At 61.8% G+C, this 15401-nt stretch carries 9 protein-coding genes; 5 read left to right on the top strand and 4 right to left on the bottom strand.

Annotated features, from left to right (window positions below):
• Positions 1–37 precede the first annotated feature (37 nt).
• Entirely contained in the window at positions 38–2344 is a 2307-nt protein-coding gene (locus ITJ49_RS15460) for an ATP-binding protein (RefSeq protein ID WP_194606470.1), read from the top strand.
• A 33-nt stretch (positions 2345–2377) separates the two neighbouring features.
• On the opposite strand, the gene ITJ49_RS15455 is transcribed toward ITJ49_RS15460, so the two are convergent.
• Positions 2378–2752, bottom strand: a complete 375-nt coding sequence (locus ITJ49_RS15455) for a hypothetical protein (RefSeq protein ID WP_194606469.1) — start codon at positions 2750–2752, stop codon at positions 2378–2380.
• A 75-nt stretch (positions 2753–2827) separates the two neighbouring features.
• Entirely contained in the window at positions 2828–3175 is a 348-nt protein-coding gene (locus ITJ49_RS15450; RefSeq protein ID WP_194606468.1) for a hypothetical protein, read from the bottom strand.
• A 169-nt stretch (positions 3176–3344) separates the two neighbouring features.
• Between ITJ49_RS15450 and ITJ49_RS15445 the strand changes: the two genes are divergently transcribed.
• Positions 3345–3548 (top strand): antitoxin, encoded by a 204-nt coding sequence (locus ITJ49_RS15445; protein WP_228514585.1) that lies wholly within the window; start codon positions 3345–3347, stop codon positions 3546–3548.
• A 583-nt stretch (positions 3549–4131) separates the two neighbouring features.
• The gene (locus tag ITJ49_RS15440) at positions 4132–5370 is read left to right on the top strand and encodes an Ig-like domain-containing protein (RefSeq protein ID WP_194606467.1); all 1239 of its coding nucleotides are present in this window, start codon (positions 4132–4134) and stop codon (positions 5368–5370) included.
• 1858 nt (positions 5371–7228) lie between these two features.
• Here ITJ49_RS15440 and ITJ49_RS15435 read toward each other — a convergent pair.
• The gene (locus ITJ49_RS15435; RefSeq protein WP_194606466.1) at positions 7229–7492 is read right to left on the bottom strand and encodes a hypothetical protein; all 264 of its coding nucleotides are present in this window, start codon (positions 7490–7492) and stop codon (positions 7229–7231) included.
• On the opposite strand from ITJ49_RS15435, the gene ITJ49_RS15430 reads away from it, so the two are divergent.
• The gene (locus tag ITJ49_RS15430) at positions 7482–9332 is read left to right on the top strand and encodes an Ig-like domain-containing protein (RefSeq protein WP_194606465.1); all 1851 of its coding nucleotides are present in this window, start codon (positions 7482–7484) and stop codon (positions 9330–9332) included. The genes ITJ49_RS15435 and ITJ49_RS15430 overlap by 11 nt on opposite strands.
• 1244 nt (positions 9333–10576) lie before the next feature.
• On the opposite strand, the gene ITJ49_RS15425 is transcribed toward ITJ49_RS15430, so the two are convergent.
• Positions 10577–12238 (bottom strand): hypothetical protein, encoded by a 1662-nt coding sequence (locus ITJ49_RS15425; protein WP_194606464.1) that lies wholly within the window; start codon positions 12236–12238, stop codon positions 10577–10579.
• A 2598-nt stretch (positions 12239–14836) separates the two neighbouring features.
• Between ITJ49_RS15425 and nrdH the strand changes: the two genes are divergently transcribed.
• The gene (gene nrdH, locus ITJ49_RS15420; protein ID WP_194606511.1) at positions 14837–15097 is read left to right on the top strand and encodes a glutaredoxin-like protein NrdH; all 261 of its coding nucleotides are present in this window, start codon (positions 14837–14839) and stop codon (positions 15095–15097) included.
• Positions 15098–15401 lie beyond the last annotated feature (304 nt).

Raw genomic sequence — 15401 nt, 5'->3', positions numbered from 1 at the left:
CTCGTCACTGATCAGGCTGTGGCTTAACGTCAAAGTCGTGGCGGATAGGCAGAAGCAGGCGTGGCATCGCATCCGGGGAATCTTCCCCGGGGATGTGCTCACGCCGCCGCCGCCGCGTCTGGATGGGCAGTCCGTTCTGCGGATCGGAATTGAGCGGGGAATGGCGGCGACCCTCACGGTGATAGCTCCGCTGTTGGTGTTGCTGGCTTTGCCCGGGTACATGGGTGACCACGAAAACGCGCCCGTCGTTTTGGTTGCGATCGCGTGGTGTCTTGCTGGGTGCATGGCCGCTGCGCTGCCACTAACATTGGCCCAGCCCGAGGTGCGCGGGTGGGTGTGGATGTGGGTGGCGGTGGCCTGTTTTGTGGGTCTGGCCGTGTTGGAACCTTTTACCCTGCAACGGCCCCTTCCGGAGGGTGCGTCCCCCTGGCTTTTGGCCCTGTCGTACGCGGGCACAAGCTGCGTGGCTGTCGCGGCGATCAACCCCATCCGCGCGGCACTGCTCTGCGCGGGTATCGACGCGGCCGTGAGCGTCATCTACATGGGGGAATTGCCCGCCAGTCACACGATCCTCAACGCGGCCGGCCTCGCATTGAGCTCGGCCGTGTGTATCGTCACGATCCGGCTGCGGCGCTTCCAAGTCGATCGCGTCGACACCGCAGAACGGCACGCAAAACGTCGACACGAAAATGAGCACCTCGAGGCGGCACTGGAAGCAGAACGCGTCCGCACGGATGCCCTCATCCACGATTCCGTCCTGGCGACCCTTCTCGCCGCCGGGCAGCAAAGCCCCGGCACGGCTGCGGTCATGGCGCGAACCGCCCTGAATGTGGTGACTCAGACCAGCCCGCATTTACATGCCCGGCCACCACAGATTAGCCTGTCGAAAGCATTCGCCGACGCAGAACCGAGCCTGCTTTGGCCGCAGCACGCAGTCCATCCTGACCTCAGCCAAATCCATGGGATCGACCTGCCAACAGACGTCGCTGACGCTTTCGTGGCTGCGACCCTGCAAGCCGTGTCCAACAGCCTAAAGCACGCCGGCCACAACGTGCGCCGCACCGTCACCGCGACACGCACCAGCTTCGACGGTATCCGGATCACCATCGCGGACACCGGGGCCGGGTTTGACATGCAAAAGGTCGGGCACGAGCGGCTTGGCGTCCGAGTGTCGATCGTGGAACGCATCGAGCAGGTAGGGGGCACGGTCATTGTGCTCACGTCCCCGGGGAAGGGCACCGTAATCCACCTCGACTGGACGCCCATGAACGAGGCGCCGCTGAAAAAACTGGCGTCGTTCGGCCTGAGCATGAAACTTATCCCAAGACGTCAGCTCTACCGGCTTCTGGGCGTGTTCATCATCGTTGCAGGTCTGACTGCGATCGCCGAGGCTGTTCTCATCACCCGCGCCCCAGGCCCGATCATCGCCGCGACCCTCGGTCTCATCATCTTCCCGGCCCTTACTCGCGGCGCAAAAACCGGGACCATGCGCCGCCGAACCGCCTGGATCATCGCAGCAGTCGGCTGCATGCTTTGCTGTACTGCGACGACCGGCCTCGATCCCACCACCGTGGATGCCGGCTCGATCTACTGGTACCCCTGCGGCATCCTAGCCGGCGCCGTCATGGTCTGGATGGCAGGCCACAAGGCGCCACCTCTGATCGCGGTCGGTTTCCTCGCCGCCCAAATGACCCTGTGGGCAGGGCCCACCGGAACCATCCGTCTCGGGCTGGCCGCCGAGATCGTTTTGGTCGCTGCCGGCTTCCTGATGTACCGGGCGATCAGTCGGGTCACCGCCGCGGCCGATGTCGCCGCCCAGCGGCACCGCGAACTGACCGCCCTCCGAAGCGAGCAAAACGCCTTCCACCTCGAACGGCAGCGGCGCCTTGAACATGCCCGAATCACCGCCGCCCCCATGCTCCACCACATCCTGGACAGCGGCGGCAGCCTGGATGAAAACGCGCGAGCAGAATGCCGAGTCCTGGAACAAGCCCTCCGGGATGAGATCCGCGGACGCCGGCTGCTCAACGATGCCATCCGGAAAGTCGTCACTGCTCACCGCCGTCGGGGAGCACACGTGCAAGTTCTCGACGACGGCGGACTCGACGACATGCCCTTAGATCTCCTCGAGCCGCTACTCGACGACGTTGCTCGCCGCCTCGCACCTCTTCACGCCAGTCGGATTGTTATTCGCACCGGTCAACCCGACTCGAATACGGCCGTCACCCTAGTCGCCACCACCCCCGACGAAACCGCCGCCGCACTCGGCCTCGATTCCGACGAAGACGACATCGAACTCTGGGAGAACATAGCCCGGCCGATGATATCCCCTCTCGCCGCCTAACAATGCGCCTGCCCGCTTTGATGGTCGGGTCCGTCATCGCTCTTCACCATAAGGAGGTTCGCCGACGATGTCATCGAAAGACGGTGTCGGGGCGACGTGGACGGTGCCGGGGTCGATGGGGGTGTTCGCGAACTGGGTAGCGGTGCGTTCGTAACTGGCGGCCGGTTCCGCGGTGACGGGGAAGTGAGCGGGATCCGTCGTGGCGGCAGGCGCTGGGGAGTCCGACTTCGCGTCGGCCGCCAGCGCCTTCGTCAGGCGCCCGGCAAGAAGGCCAGCTCCAGCGGCGATCGCGATGAACGTTCCCGGCTTCTGGGCGGCGAATTGCTTGACCTCATCCACGAGCGAACCCGGGTCGCGGCCATCAAGCCATGATGCCGCCGATCCGGCACGGCCGGAGAGCTTCCGCACCAGTTCGGACGCTAGCCCGTTCCCGTCCGATTTCCTCGCCATCGACGACAGCTCGTCCGAGACTGAACGCAGCCCCTAGGACACGTTCTGCGACTGGGTGCCGGCCTGCTCTTTCAGCTGGGACGTCGCCTGCCCGTAAAGGTCCTTCGCCTGGCTCGTTACCTCAGAAGCGACCTGCCCGGCCTGCTCCTTCGCGGTCCCGGCAACATTGGTGGCGGCCTCTTTCGCGTCACCGGCGACCTGCGTCGCCTGCTCCTTCGCCGCACCGGCCTTGGCAGTAGCGGCGTCTTTGGCCGACGAATCGGTGTCGGAAGAATTGATGCCGGCGGCATGGGCTCCCGCGGCGGGTGTCAACGGCGGTTCGAAGCCGCTTTGGTCATACAACGGCGAACCGGAAGGCTCGTTCGGAGGAACGGTGCTCATGACGGGTCCATTCTGTTGTCCTGCGCGTGAATACCCATTAGTAGGCGGGTTCCGTGCCATTGCCTCATCGCTGCAGAATCAGCAACTAACCGCCTTGGCCGAAAGCTGCTCTCAGGGAGTCGAACGGTGACAGCTCACGACTGGTGAGCACCACTGAAAGGAAATCACTATGGGACTTCTGGATAACGCGAAGGACGCCATGAACAGCGACAAGGGCGAGCAGGTCAGCGACACCGGAATCGACAAAGCCGAAGATGCTATTTCGGACAAGACCGGTGGAAAATTCGACGACAAGACCGACAAAAGCCGGGGACATCGCCGACAGCAAGATTGGCAACGCCTAGCTCTTCATCCCCCGTTGCGAGTGTGGTGAGACGAAGATCCCGGCCCTTTGCGGGTCGGGGTTCTTCTGTGTGGATGTCAGTTATTGGCGCCGCGACAACCGGCGAGGCGGTGCCAGACCCCCCTACATTAGGCTCGCGAAGCATTATTTGAGATAATATAGATTATCGGATTTCGAGATGACCGGTGAGGGATTTGTCTAGTAGTGCTTTCTGTTGGCACAGAGAACACCTGCGAGATTTGTCCGGGTGTGTTCGGAAAGCCCGAATATCTGAGGTTCCATTCGACGCACCTGACCTCCGAATGATCCGGGAGTCATTTAGGGCCAATATGATCGAGTGGCCCCTGTTTGGGTGCCGGCAACAGGGCGGACGCGTAGGCTAAATCCACCTTGAGGTTGAGTGTTGCCGTGTAGTTGTTTGAGTTGGGGGAACCCGAATTTTTCCCACCGAACCGGCCACCCCTGAAGTTGTCACTCCTGGCAATGGAGACGTGAGTAACGCCGCTCTGACCCGAGTCCGGTATGGCTTTCTCGCCCAAGAAAATTGGAAGCATGCATGACCGCCAAGTCCCTTTTGTCCGTTCCACTTAACAAGGAAAAAGCGTCTTCGTCAGTGCGCGGAAGACTTAGGGTCCTTCCGATTCTCGCCAGCGTCGTTGCTGCCGCTGCCCTGACTTTCGGTACGACGCAGGTGGCCCAGGCCGCCGTCGTCTCTGACCCGATCACCAATGTCACGGTCACTCCGGCTGACCCTGCCCAGTACAGCCAGCTGACCACCACCATCGACTTCTGTGTTCCTAACGGAACCCAGAAGGGCGATACGTTTACTCTCACGCTCAGCCAGTACCTGACTGACCTTCCGACCGGTTTTAGTCTCAATGATCCGAGGACGAATGCGGTCGTCGCGACTGCGGCGTTGTCGGAGACCACTCCCGCCGTCATCACCTTCACCATGACCTCGTATGCCGCGACGCACCTCGACACTTGTGGCACCGCGTTCGTGAAGTCGAACTTCAACAACTCCGAGGTGCCGGCGGGTACGACAGTGCCCTTCACGTCAACCACCGAGTTCGGCAAGTCCTTCACCTCGCAAGTCACCCCAACCGGCGTAATTGGCAACCGCGCGAACCCTAACAAATACGGCATCTTTACCCGCTCGGACGAGGGCCGCACCAACGCGACCGATTTCTTGACTTACCACATCAAAACGGCCGACGGCCCGTTCAATTCCTCGGTCTTCACCGACGTCGTCCCCGCGGGCGAAAAGTGGACGTTCGACTGCGCGACACTTCGGTTCGCGAACGTTGCCACCGACGCGTCGTACAACTACGCGTCGCAGACCCCCGTGACACCGATCTCGCAGAACTGCACCCCGACGAGTTTCACCGTTTACTGGGGCCCGCAGGCCGACCTGCACCATTTCGAAGCGCTCATCTCGGTAAGCCTTCCCGCAGCGACCGGGCCCGCCGCCGAGCCGGCCACGTTTAAAAACCTTGCGAACATCACCACGGTCGTCGGTACCGTCTCGTCGAACTACGCGGCCTCGGCATCGAACGTGCAGTCGGCCGCGGGAGGCTCAGGATCCGGCACCGCCGTCCCGGTTTCACCGGCCCCATCGGTGTCTCCTAGCCCGTCTGCTTCTCCGGCCCCGTCGGCATTTCCTCCCCCGCAGACCAGCCCCGCCGCCTCGGCAACTCCCATCGCCGAAGCCGCCACCAACTCCGGTTCGGTCGATACCGAGCTCGCCTACACCGGTACCAATTTGGCCCCCGCCGCTGGTATCGCCGCAGGCGTCGTCATCCTCGGCGCTGCGCTCGTGCTCATCGACTCTCGCCGCCGTCGCTTTAGCTGAGCGAAACACCAGCCTGCCTGGCTTGGGTTGAGGCAGCTGCGTTTGGCACAATAAGAATGCTGGGTGGCGCCCTGAATCGACCTGACCGTGGCGCCGCCCGGTTCATTTCTGGGTGCTTTGTCGCCCGGGTGACGAGGGCAAGACTTTCAGGACGCGGCTGGTTCCCTGGGGCTCGATGCCGTCGTCAGTGTCGAGGTTAGGAAGTATTTATCCGAGATGGCCAACCAGGGACGCGTGGCCCGGGTGCGAGTGGTGCTCGACGGTCGAAGCATTGTGCGCTTAGTTCTGTTTCCGGACCGTAATGGCCGCCCGGGCGATACCCGTCTTTGGTTCCACGTCGGACACATCGCGGCTTCTGCACGGTTGGGATCTGCGGCCGAGACTCTCACAGTGACGTCTTCAACCTGCTGGTCGAGGTCAACCTCGAAGGTTCACCCCTGCAACGGGCACGGCTTGCAGCATCTCATGCCGACGAAGAGACCGGCCGTCTCTAGAATTTGTTCCCCGGTTCTTGGGCGGGGTGCTGTGGACTCTGGCATGTCCCCTTCTTTGGGGACCATCAACGTCGCCCGTGCTGAGTAGCCTGGCAACCAAGGGTCGCTTGCAGTTGCAGCGGGTCTCTCGTATCTCCTGACCCGACAGGATCGCTTGTGTTCTTACGTCTGAATGCACGGCATAGGGCTCGCTTGCAGTCGTTCATCGTCGTGACCGTTACTGTCGCCATGTTTGGCGTCGTTTTGGCGTCTGTTGGTTTGCGACCGGGCCGAGCTGAGGCCCAACCGGCGGCATCATCGTACGCAGCAGAGTCTTTTACGGGGCCGGCTGTCGGCGACGCTGAGTCGTGGACTAAGCCAATGCTTGCCGCCCGCGATGCCGCCGATAACCAGGCGTGCCTGACTGCAAGTGGAGACGTCACGCAGGCGGGTGTGCCGGGGTGTGGGTCAGCGGCGGATGCGCCAGGGAGGGGGGTGCTTCGGCTGACGCCTTCCGGGTACAACCAGTCTGGAGGGCTCGCTGCAGTCAAAGCAGCTCCCCTGGCGCAGGGTTTGGACGTGACTTTTCACAGCCACCAGTACGGAGGCTCCGGCGCCGACGGAATTGCGTTCTATCTCGCAGCAGTCGACCCTTTCCAGCCGGCTGTGACGAAAGCAATTGGCGCCCCGGGCGGTTCCCTTGGGTACAGCGCCAGCGGTCAAACGCCCGGACTTCCTAACGGGTATCTCGGGATCGGGCTGGATGCGTACGGGAATTTCCGTAACCAAGCCTCCCAGGGCAGCGGTTGCACTGGTCCGTCGGTGTCTGTGGTTCCTAGCGTCTCCGTTCGCGGACCCGGCAATGAGACGCAGGGTTATTGCCTATTGAGCACAAACGAAGTGCAGCCGAATCAGCTTCGAGGTGCGGACCGTGACGCATCTAGCGTGCCGGTCGAGATTGTCGTCAACCGTTCTTCCGAACCGGCAAACTCTCGCGGTCTGAGCGACGCGGACGGGACTGTCATTGGTGTACACACAATCGCACCAACATCCTTCGCAGTCTTCTACCGGCTCGCTGGCTCATCGACCGTTAGTTTCCTCAATGGAGAACTTCCGAGGGTCATGCCGGGGTCCTCTGGGTACGACGCCCGTTACTACGACGCCGAGGGTTACCCCTACAAGCTGACGTATGGGTGGGTCGCCTCAACCGGCGGATCAACCGACGTCCATGAAGTCGACCAGTTCCAGATGCGGTCTCTCAGCGGGCCCGCCCCAACGCTCGGAGTTGTTGAGGGCGGGCCCCTGACTACGACCACCGGGACCCGCGGGACCTATACGGTGACCCCGCAAACGGCATCGGCTGGCGACGACCATGGGGAAAAGATTCAGGTGACGACGACCTTCCCTCCGGGGCTGACACCCCACAGCGGCACACCAGCGACTGCTTGGACTTGCTTGGAGGACGGCCAACACAGCGTGTGCACGTCTGCCGACAACGCCAGGTCCCCGGCCGCGGCAAACATCCCGGCGTTGCTGGTGCCGTACACAGCCGACGCTGATGCCTCTCCAGCTCCCCTCACAATCTCGTCGAGCATCCGCTCCTCCTCGACAACAAACACCGTGTACACCTCCACTCGGGTGACCGTCATCCCACGAGCCACCAGCACCACCCTGCACACCTCCTCCCAGGAGAGCGTCTACGGGGACCCGGTCACACTCACGGCGCTCATTTCTTCTGAGGACGAACGAGAGCTTGCGGGCCCCGTCACCTTCACGGACAACCTCGGGAACACCCTCTGCACCGTGCCGGTCAAATCCAACGCCGCTTCGTGTACCACTGGTGCACTCGAGGTTGGTGATCGACTCGTCGTTGCTCACTACGCAGGCCAAACCAACGACGGCCCCTCGGACTCGGCCCAAGAACCGGTGCTTGTGACCCGGATACCGTCGGCATTGGTTGCCACAGTTTCCCCCGCACGATCGGAATACGGCACCCCAATTGCCTTCAATGCAACTGGCCCCACCGCCGGAAGCACGGGAACCATCACGTTCATCGACACCGAAACAGACACTGCTCTTTGCCACGTGAAAGCCGCCGGCAGCAACGTTGTTGCGTGCTCACCTACAGCTCCTCCGGGGGTGGGAGAGCATGCCTTTCGCGCCGTCTACACCCCTACGGATGCCGTCCATATAGCTCCGACAACGACACCCGACATCCCGTATCAAGTCGACCGGGTGACCTTGGCAGCAACCACCCTGATCAACGGAAACCGAACTGCAACGGCCACGTATGGTGCGCCCGTGCCGTTGAGCATCTCCGGTCTCCCAGCAACGGCAACTGGAAGTGTCAACTTCACCGAGGGTGGGTCGCTACTGTGCGTGGCCGATCTCCCGGCCAGCCATTGCACGCCCTCGAGCCGTCTCCCGACCGGAGACCACATAGTTCAGGCGTCCTATAGCGGTGACTTTGACTACGCGCCCGTTGCCGCCGCCAGCGCCACCCTCGCCGTCACCAAACAGTCCATCTCGACACCCACCGTGAGAGTGAACGCCGCCGAAACCTACGGCCAACGAACCCGCTTCGACCTCGCAGACAGCACCATTCCTACCGATGCGACCGGCACGGTGACGTATCTGCTCGACAACACCACGCCTCTTTGCTCAGTCGCCTTACCCGCCACTGCCTGCGTTGCAGCTATCCCGGTCGGGGTGGGAGTGCACGGAGCCACTGCGTTCTACAGCGGTGACGGCAACCACGAAAAAGCCACCAGCCCAACTCGATTGTTCCGCATCACGAAAGTAGCGACGGTTCTTGCCATCACCGGGACACCGACAACAGCATGGGGAACACGCTCCCACGTGGCCATCAGCGGCCTACCCCAAAAGGCCACCGGGACCATCACGGTGGCGCAGGGCAAGGAGACCCTGTGCACGGTGCACCTTCCCGACAGCACCTGCACCATTGACTCGATCGAACCAGGCACGGCCACAATCAAGGGCACCTACTCCGGAGACTCCACTTACGCCGGCTCTAGCGCAGCAACGCACGTGACCGTGACCTCCACACACACCCACAACAACAAACCCCAGGAGTCACACGATCCCAATGCGGCGGTAGCAACTTGGCCTGCGGTCCGCGGAGCCGACATGTACATGGTCAACGTATACGCCGACGCTCGACAGCGCGTTCTGCTGCGAACGGTCACCATCCCCGCGCCGCGAACATCGACCACCATCGACCAGCTTCGACCGAGTGCGTCGTATTGGTACCGAATAACGACATTTTCCGAAACTGGTGTTGTTCTTTCCATGCACGACGCCTTCCTGCGCACCGCCGACTCACCCACGCCCGTGGTCGAGAAACTCGCTGAAACGGGACCGAAGTATGAACCCAAAACGCTCGGACTGAGCCTGCTAATCCTGTTCGGAGTCGGGGGTTTTCTGCTTTACCGAAGCAAATTGCGCTTGAAGAACACGACGCGGAGGTAACCGACTTCACCCGCCAACTTGGAGGGCAGGTGCAGGTCGACCCCGCGGGCAGGTTATGGCGCCTGCTGCGTGGTGATTTGGGAACATCTGACCAGCGCTATCAACCCCTCCCGTCGTGGGAGTGGGACTGCGCGTCGCGTCGTACGGTTGAGCCGTGTTCCAATGCGATTCCTTTCACATCTTCGAGGAGATGCCCTACCAATGCGCCCTCTACCCCCACAGCCCCGAGGGCTCGCATCACATTGCTCTCACGAAGACTCCCGCCGTGGAAAGTGCGGGCGGTGAACGGTGGGGTCTTCTCACGTGGACGACGGAGATGGCGGATCGGGGTTTCGACCGGTAACTAGCTCGAAATAAGACCGGTGTTGATTATTCAAGGCGAAAGCCTCGGACCTGAATGTGGACCGGTGCAATCTCGAACGGCAGCTATGGCCGGCTTTGGGTGAAAGGGGATGCGGGGCGGCAGGCGGTGCGACTGCAGAAAGGTGGCGGTCCCCAGAAGAGGACTGGGACTTCCAATATTGGTGTCTTGCTCGGCGCCCAACTTTTTACTCCTCGCGTCGGCCGCTCTGTGTGGGCGGGAGCGGACGCGGCAGAGGAACATGGGGGTGTTCGGAGTAGGAAGAGAGGGCACTCGTGGTGGCAGAGCATTCGCCGGAAGAGCGAGACCTCGTTGAGGAAGAACTGCAGGCTCTTTTGACCGGTGATGTTTGGGACCCGACCGTTCGGGGGTCACGGGTGGAGCCGGTACGGTTTGAGGCCTGTCCGCATCCGACCCTCCATGCAGTCGTCGCTGCCCGACACGGGGACCAGATTCGCAAGCGGGTGTATTACCCGCAGCTGGACGAAATGGATGTCACTCTCGTCGACGGGAGAACGATTAAGTACAACCACGCCGGCGACGTCCTCTGTGTCACCTACCCAGGTACTCGAGGCCTCTTCCAGAAGATGTGGGCCCGCTTGACCCGACGCCGGTAAGCAAAGCGATTGTGGCCAGGCGGCTTTTCAAGCAAAGTGTCGGGACAGCAAGATCATGCGCCGCACTTCCGTCACTGCGTCGGGATGGTGCTGCCGGGTGGTGCCGTGACCCACTTTGCCGTTGCACCACCCGGTCTGCCACTTGCCAGCCTCGACGCCAAGTGCTTCAAGGCCGGCAGAGGTGTCCTACTTTGGTCCGCCCGGGATGGACGCAGCGAACAAGAGGGACGGGCGTAAGCCTGAGGCCGTAGTTTAAGGCGGTTGACTCAGGGCTTACTTGTGATCGAGATTGGTGTGCTGGCCTTAGTCTGCACGTAGTAGCCCTGTTTTGTGCCGGTCACTCGGAGGACAAGTTTGGTGCCGCGGTCTGCATCCCGAAGCGTGTAGTTGGAGCTAGTGGCGCTTCGGATAACGTGGCCGTCCCGGTACCATTGGTACGTCAGCCGGACAGCTTCTGGTCCCCAGGTTCCGGCGTGGCCAATGAGCTTCGTGTTCATTTTCTTGCTGCCGGTGACGGTAGGGGTGCTGGTGGTGAGTGCCTTGAGGAGCGTGATGCCGGTGCTTCGCAGGTCGAGCGAGTCAAACCCGTAGTTCTTTATGGTTTGACCGGCGGTGATGGTGTGGCTGGCGTCCTTCGGGGTGAGCTGATAGGTGGTGTCTGTGGCGCCGTGGATGGCGTGACCGTCGCGGTACCACTGGTAGCTCTCAAACGCTCCGGTCGGCCCGTACTGGGCCCCGATGAGGGTGAGGGTGCGGCCCATTCCGGGCGTCCCGGAGATGCGGGGGGCACGGTTGACGATGAACTGGTCGGTGATGGTCTGGGGTGAGCTGCTGGTGGTGATGGCGGTGTAGCCGGGTTTCGTGATGGTCGCCAGAACGCTTACCTCAGAGCCGGCATCGTACCAGCGGGTCAGGAACGTCTGCTTCGTGGCCCCAAAGACGGGCTCTCCATCGACGAGCCACTGGTAGGTGACCTCGGTGTCGACGGGGGCGTTAGCCAGGGTAGCTCGAAGGGTTTGTCGGGGTCGGGGTGTACCAGACAGTCTGGCCTTGAGGTTCGACGCGGTGAGATTGGCGGCTTGGATCGGGTCGCCGGTGGGGAGCCGCAGTGTTTCAGTGCGAAAGGTGTCGGTCCAGAGGGGTCTGCTGCCGGTGACTTCGGCCGTGATGACGTGTCCGAGATCGGCGGCGGCCACGGCGTAGTCAGGAGAATCTGGTGCTTTGGGAATAATGACGCCGTCGCGCATCCAGGTGTAGTGGAAGGTGAGGTTGGCGGGGGTCCAGTCGGCACCGGGGGTGGCGTGAAGTGTCTGGTCGACCATGGGGGTTCCTGTTAGCAACCCCTGTGATCCGGCTCCGACGGTGTTGCCGAGCACGACGGCCGTCGCCTGGCTTTCCACGGTTGCCGAACCGTACGTGTCGATGACATCGGTCGTCGCGGCGCTGATGGTGGTTCCCACGTCTAAGTCGGTGAGCGTGTACGTCGCACCGGTAGCTCCATCAATTGGTTGGCCGTTACGTTTCCACTGATAGGTGATCGTGCCTTGATTGCTCGGTGCCCACCGGTACAGATTCGGATCGTCCAGCGACAAGACGTCACCGGTGTGCGGTGTTGTCAGGGCGTGCTCTGAGTTTGAGTTTTTGAAGGTCACGGCTGCGGGGGTGATTGTGCCGCCCTGCACAACGCCTAGGCGTACCTCTTTCACTGTCGTGGAGCTGTTGTTGTCGATCCTCTTGCTGACGTAGGCCCGAATCTGGTAGCCCTGATCCGCTGTGGTCACATCGCGAGTAAGGGTTGTTGTGCTTTTAGCGCCGGTGCCGTACCCGCCAGCTCCCACGAGAAAGACCGTGTAGACCGACGTATCGATTGATGAATCGAATGTGAAAGTCGCAATCACCCTGGAGCCGGGCGTGGCGCTTCCGGTCAAAGTGATGCCGATGCCGGCACCAGGGTCAGGCGTCGAGGCGACCGCGCCCGACGAGCTGTCTGAGCCAGTGGCGGTCTCAGCAAACGCAGCAGAACCAAAGCCAAGGGACCCGCCCACCAAGCATGTGGTGAGGAGGACGCCCACAAGGCGCAAACGGGGAGCGAGGAGCGGCATAAGGGTGTGCTTTCTGAGTCAAGGGGCCGGCTGTCACGACCACACGCACACAAACTAAGTCCTTCAGGTCCTCATGATAAAGACCGAACCAACCCCCCTTTCGGGACGACCAAATTAATTTCGTTCGTAATCTGATCAGCATTTTTCCTATCAGGGGCTCGGTTTCCGTTTCGGTCCTCATAGCGGTCGAACCGTAGAACCAGAGCAGATGCTGCCTTGACCTGCAATACCACTGAACGGCCGAATTGAGCATTCGGCAGCTCAAACGAACTTGAATGCGGCTTGTAGGTTCGGCCGATAAGACCGTGTGGTCAGCAGATCCGGAAAGGTTCGTCAGCTTGTCCACCCGGCTGTGGTGGCGCTGGCCTTGCTGGGCAGCGAGCCGCCGCGACACCGGCGGACGCTGCGACCATGATCGAGCTATGACGCCGACTATTGCCCAGCCTCTCAGACTAGCCTCCGACCGCCCGCTGGCTAGGTGGTCGCCTTGATGTTTTCCTCGATTGCACCAGTACCCGGGCTGATTACGATGCCGGCTGTCCGGCTGTATGGACTTCTCTCGTGCCGTGCCTTTCTAGCGCGCGGTAAACCGTTGCTCGCCCGACGTGGAAAGCTTGTCAAGCTCGGCAACTAAGTGGGTGCCAGCGCGGTACAGCCTGGCTAAATATTTCTGTGTCACGCCGGGCAGTCTCACGTAGGGTCCCGGTCCCGGGAGCCTACTTCGGACGCAATTACAGACGCCAAACCGGCTCAGCTTTCCGGGCGTTTCGAAACCGCAGGGAGTCGCCGGAGTCGCCGGTTATACATCGCATGACCCCCCATTGGGGGCCAAAATGTGATCTTTTCATGAAACTCCTGACTAATACGGTTAGAAAATTGACAGCTAGCACTGTCCATCGTCTCGCCCATGGGGGCAAGGAATGCTTCCGTACGAGTGATGTCGCGCGCGGCGGCGAGGTCCATTGCACCCCAAGGAGAGAGGCTCGTCGGCTTCCGTCGTTCCCGTCACCGCGATCACCGAGTAGCAGAAATATCTCCCCAAGGGCTTGCCGGGACTTCAACCGCGCGCTGTTCTATATCCATCCGCTGAGTGTTTTACCCGTCGTCTTCGACGCTTAATTGGGAGAATTACCCCGCGTTTGCCCGATGGCAGATTGGCTTGCGCCGACGTTAGACCTCGCGTCCGGGGGCAGGCGACATGCCATGTGGGCCGAATAGCTTGTCGAGCTTTTGGTGTCTCATTTTGTCGGTCGATTTGAACCCGTACCCGGTGATGACGACGTAGCTGTCGCCATTGATGTCCTCGCGAACGACACCTGCGCCAAGCCCCCCGGTGTCGACCTCCTCGTCAAGGAAACAAGAAGCTGCCCGACCCAGTCCTCGGCATCTTCTGACCCTGCGAAGAGCCACGGCATGGGCAAACCCGACGAGGGCATATTGACCCGAACATGGGCGTTCAAAGAACCCCGGGTCAAGTGCACGTGGACTATCCCATCCACGGCGGAGATCACGCGCAAGGAATATCCGCTGTGGGGACGGTCAAGGCTTTGACCAGCTGTCGGCTGGAGTGCCTTCAAGATGTCGGCGTCATCAATCGTGATCTGAGTATCCCTGATCGAGTGACGCCAACAGCTGATGGTCGCCCGCCTCCGGCTGCGTCGTATTTTCTGCGCTGCGCGCTTTCTCGCCTGGAAGCCTGCGGCAGCATACGGGCCTCCGTCGTTCACGCAAGCGGCAAGCCGCTGCCTCCTCCGACCTTGCCGGCACGCGGTCGCTGCGCTCCCTCATTTCGCGCCGTCAATCTCTCCTCCGCCACCCTCCGGGGTGCCCTCCCGTCTGCGGCCCTGCCGGTACTTCGTACCTTCCAGGCGAAAAAGGCGTGGCGGAGGGAGTGACAGTCAGGACCAACTCGAGTCCTCGTTTCGGCTTGACAAACCTGATTGAGAATCACGGCAAAAAACGTGGAGAGGATGAGGAGCAAGAACATCACGACCATCGACACCGACACCGCGCAGGCTTTCGCAGACACGTTCAATGACGGGCTACTCATGAACCACGTTGGGCCACGGCTCACGTGCACCGAGGTGGAAGCCCTCGCCGGGATGCTCCGCACCATTGGAGCAGGCCACGCCGCAGACCGATGGGTCACCGCTCACGCAGTCGGGGACGAGGAGGGCGATGTGCACTACGAGGGTGCCGCGCCCGGGTATGTCTGCAAGACGTGTGGCGGTCCTTCTCCGGTGGGAGTCGGATACGTCAGCAATGAGCCTGGAGCAGCAGAGGCCTCCGCGGGACTGACCCAGTGCCGGTGCGGTCAAGGCCAGCTCGCCACAGAAACCAACTAATAAGCGCCTAGTCTTTTCACCTCACAGGCAAGAGGAGGCACTGCTGTTACCAAATCGAAGGACAACGAAGGGGGCCTTGATCGTTATTACCGTTTACTCCAAACCGGACTGCATGCAGTGCAAGAGGACCTATCGGGCGTTCGAGGCCAGGGGCCGCGCTTATGACGTGGTCGACGTGACCGAGAGCGACGCCGCTCTCGAATACGTCAAGGAGCTGGGCTACCTCACCGCCCCCGTCATCGTCGTTTCCGAGCACGACCATTGGGGAGGATTCCGCCCCGACCAGATTGACCGGGTGGCTGCTGGGGGAGCGGGCGACGACGAGACCGTGGGAGCGTGAATGATGGACTCGACCTCATGGGCGGAAGAGGACCCCCCCGCCACCGACTGACGCGGACGCACCCGCAGAGCACGAAGATCCCGCCGAGGGGATCGATCCGTGGGAACTCACCGAGCACGAACGGCACATCTACGAGGCCGGCTTCATGGCCGGGTACTTCACCCGCGACCCGGAAGTCGCCCAGCTCGACCGTGAAGCCGATTGGCTTTACCGGGCCGCGTTCAATCACCGCAACTGAGCGTGCTGGAAAGGGCACCGCGGCATCATCCCCAACGGCAATCCCTGGTCGACAACGGAGAACCGG

It is taken from the genome of Frondihabitans sp. VKM Ac-2883 (assembly GCF_015350875.1).
In the GTDB taxonomy this organism is placed as follows: Bacteria; Actinomycetota; Actinomycetes; order Actinomycetales; family Microbacteriaceae; genus Frondihabitans.
This window is presented reverse-complemented; position numbering and strand designations above follow the sequence as displayed.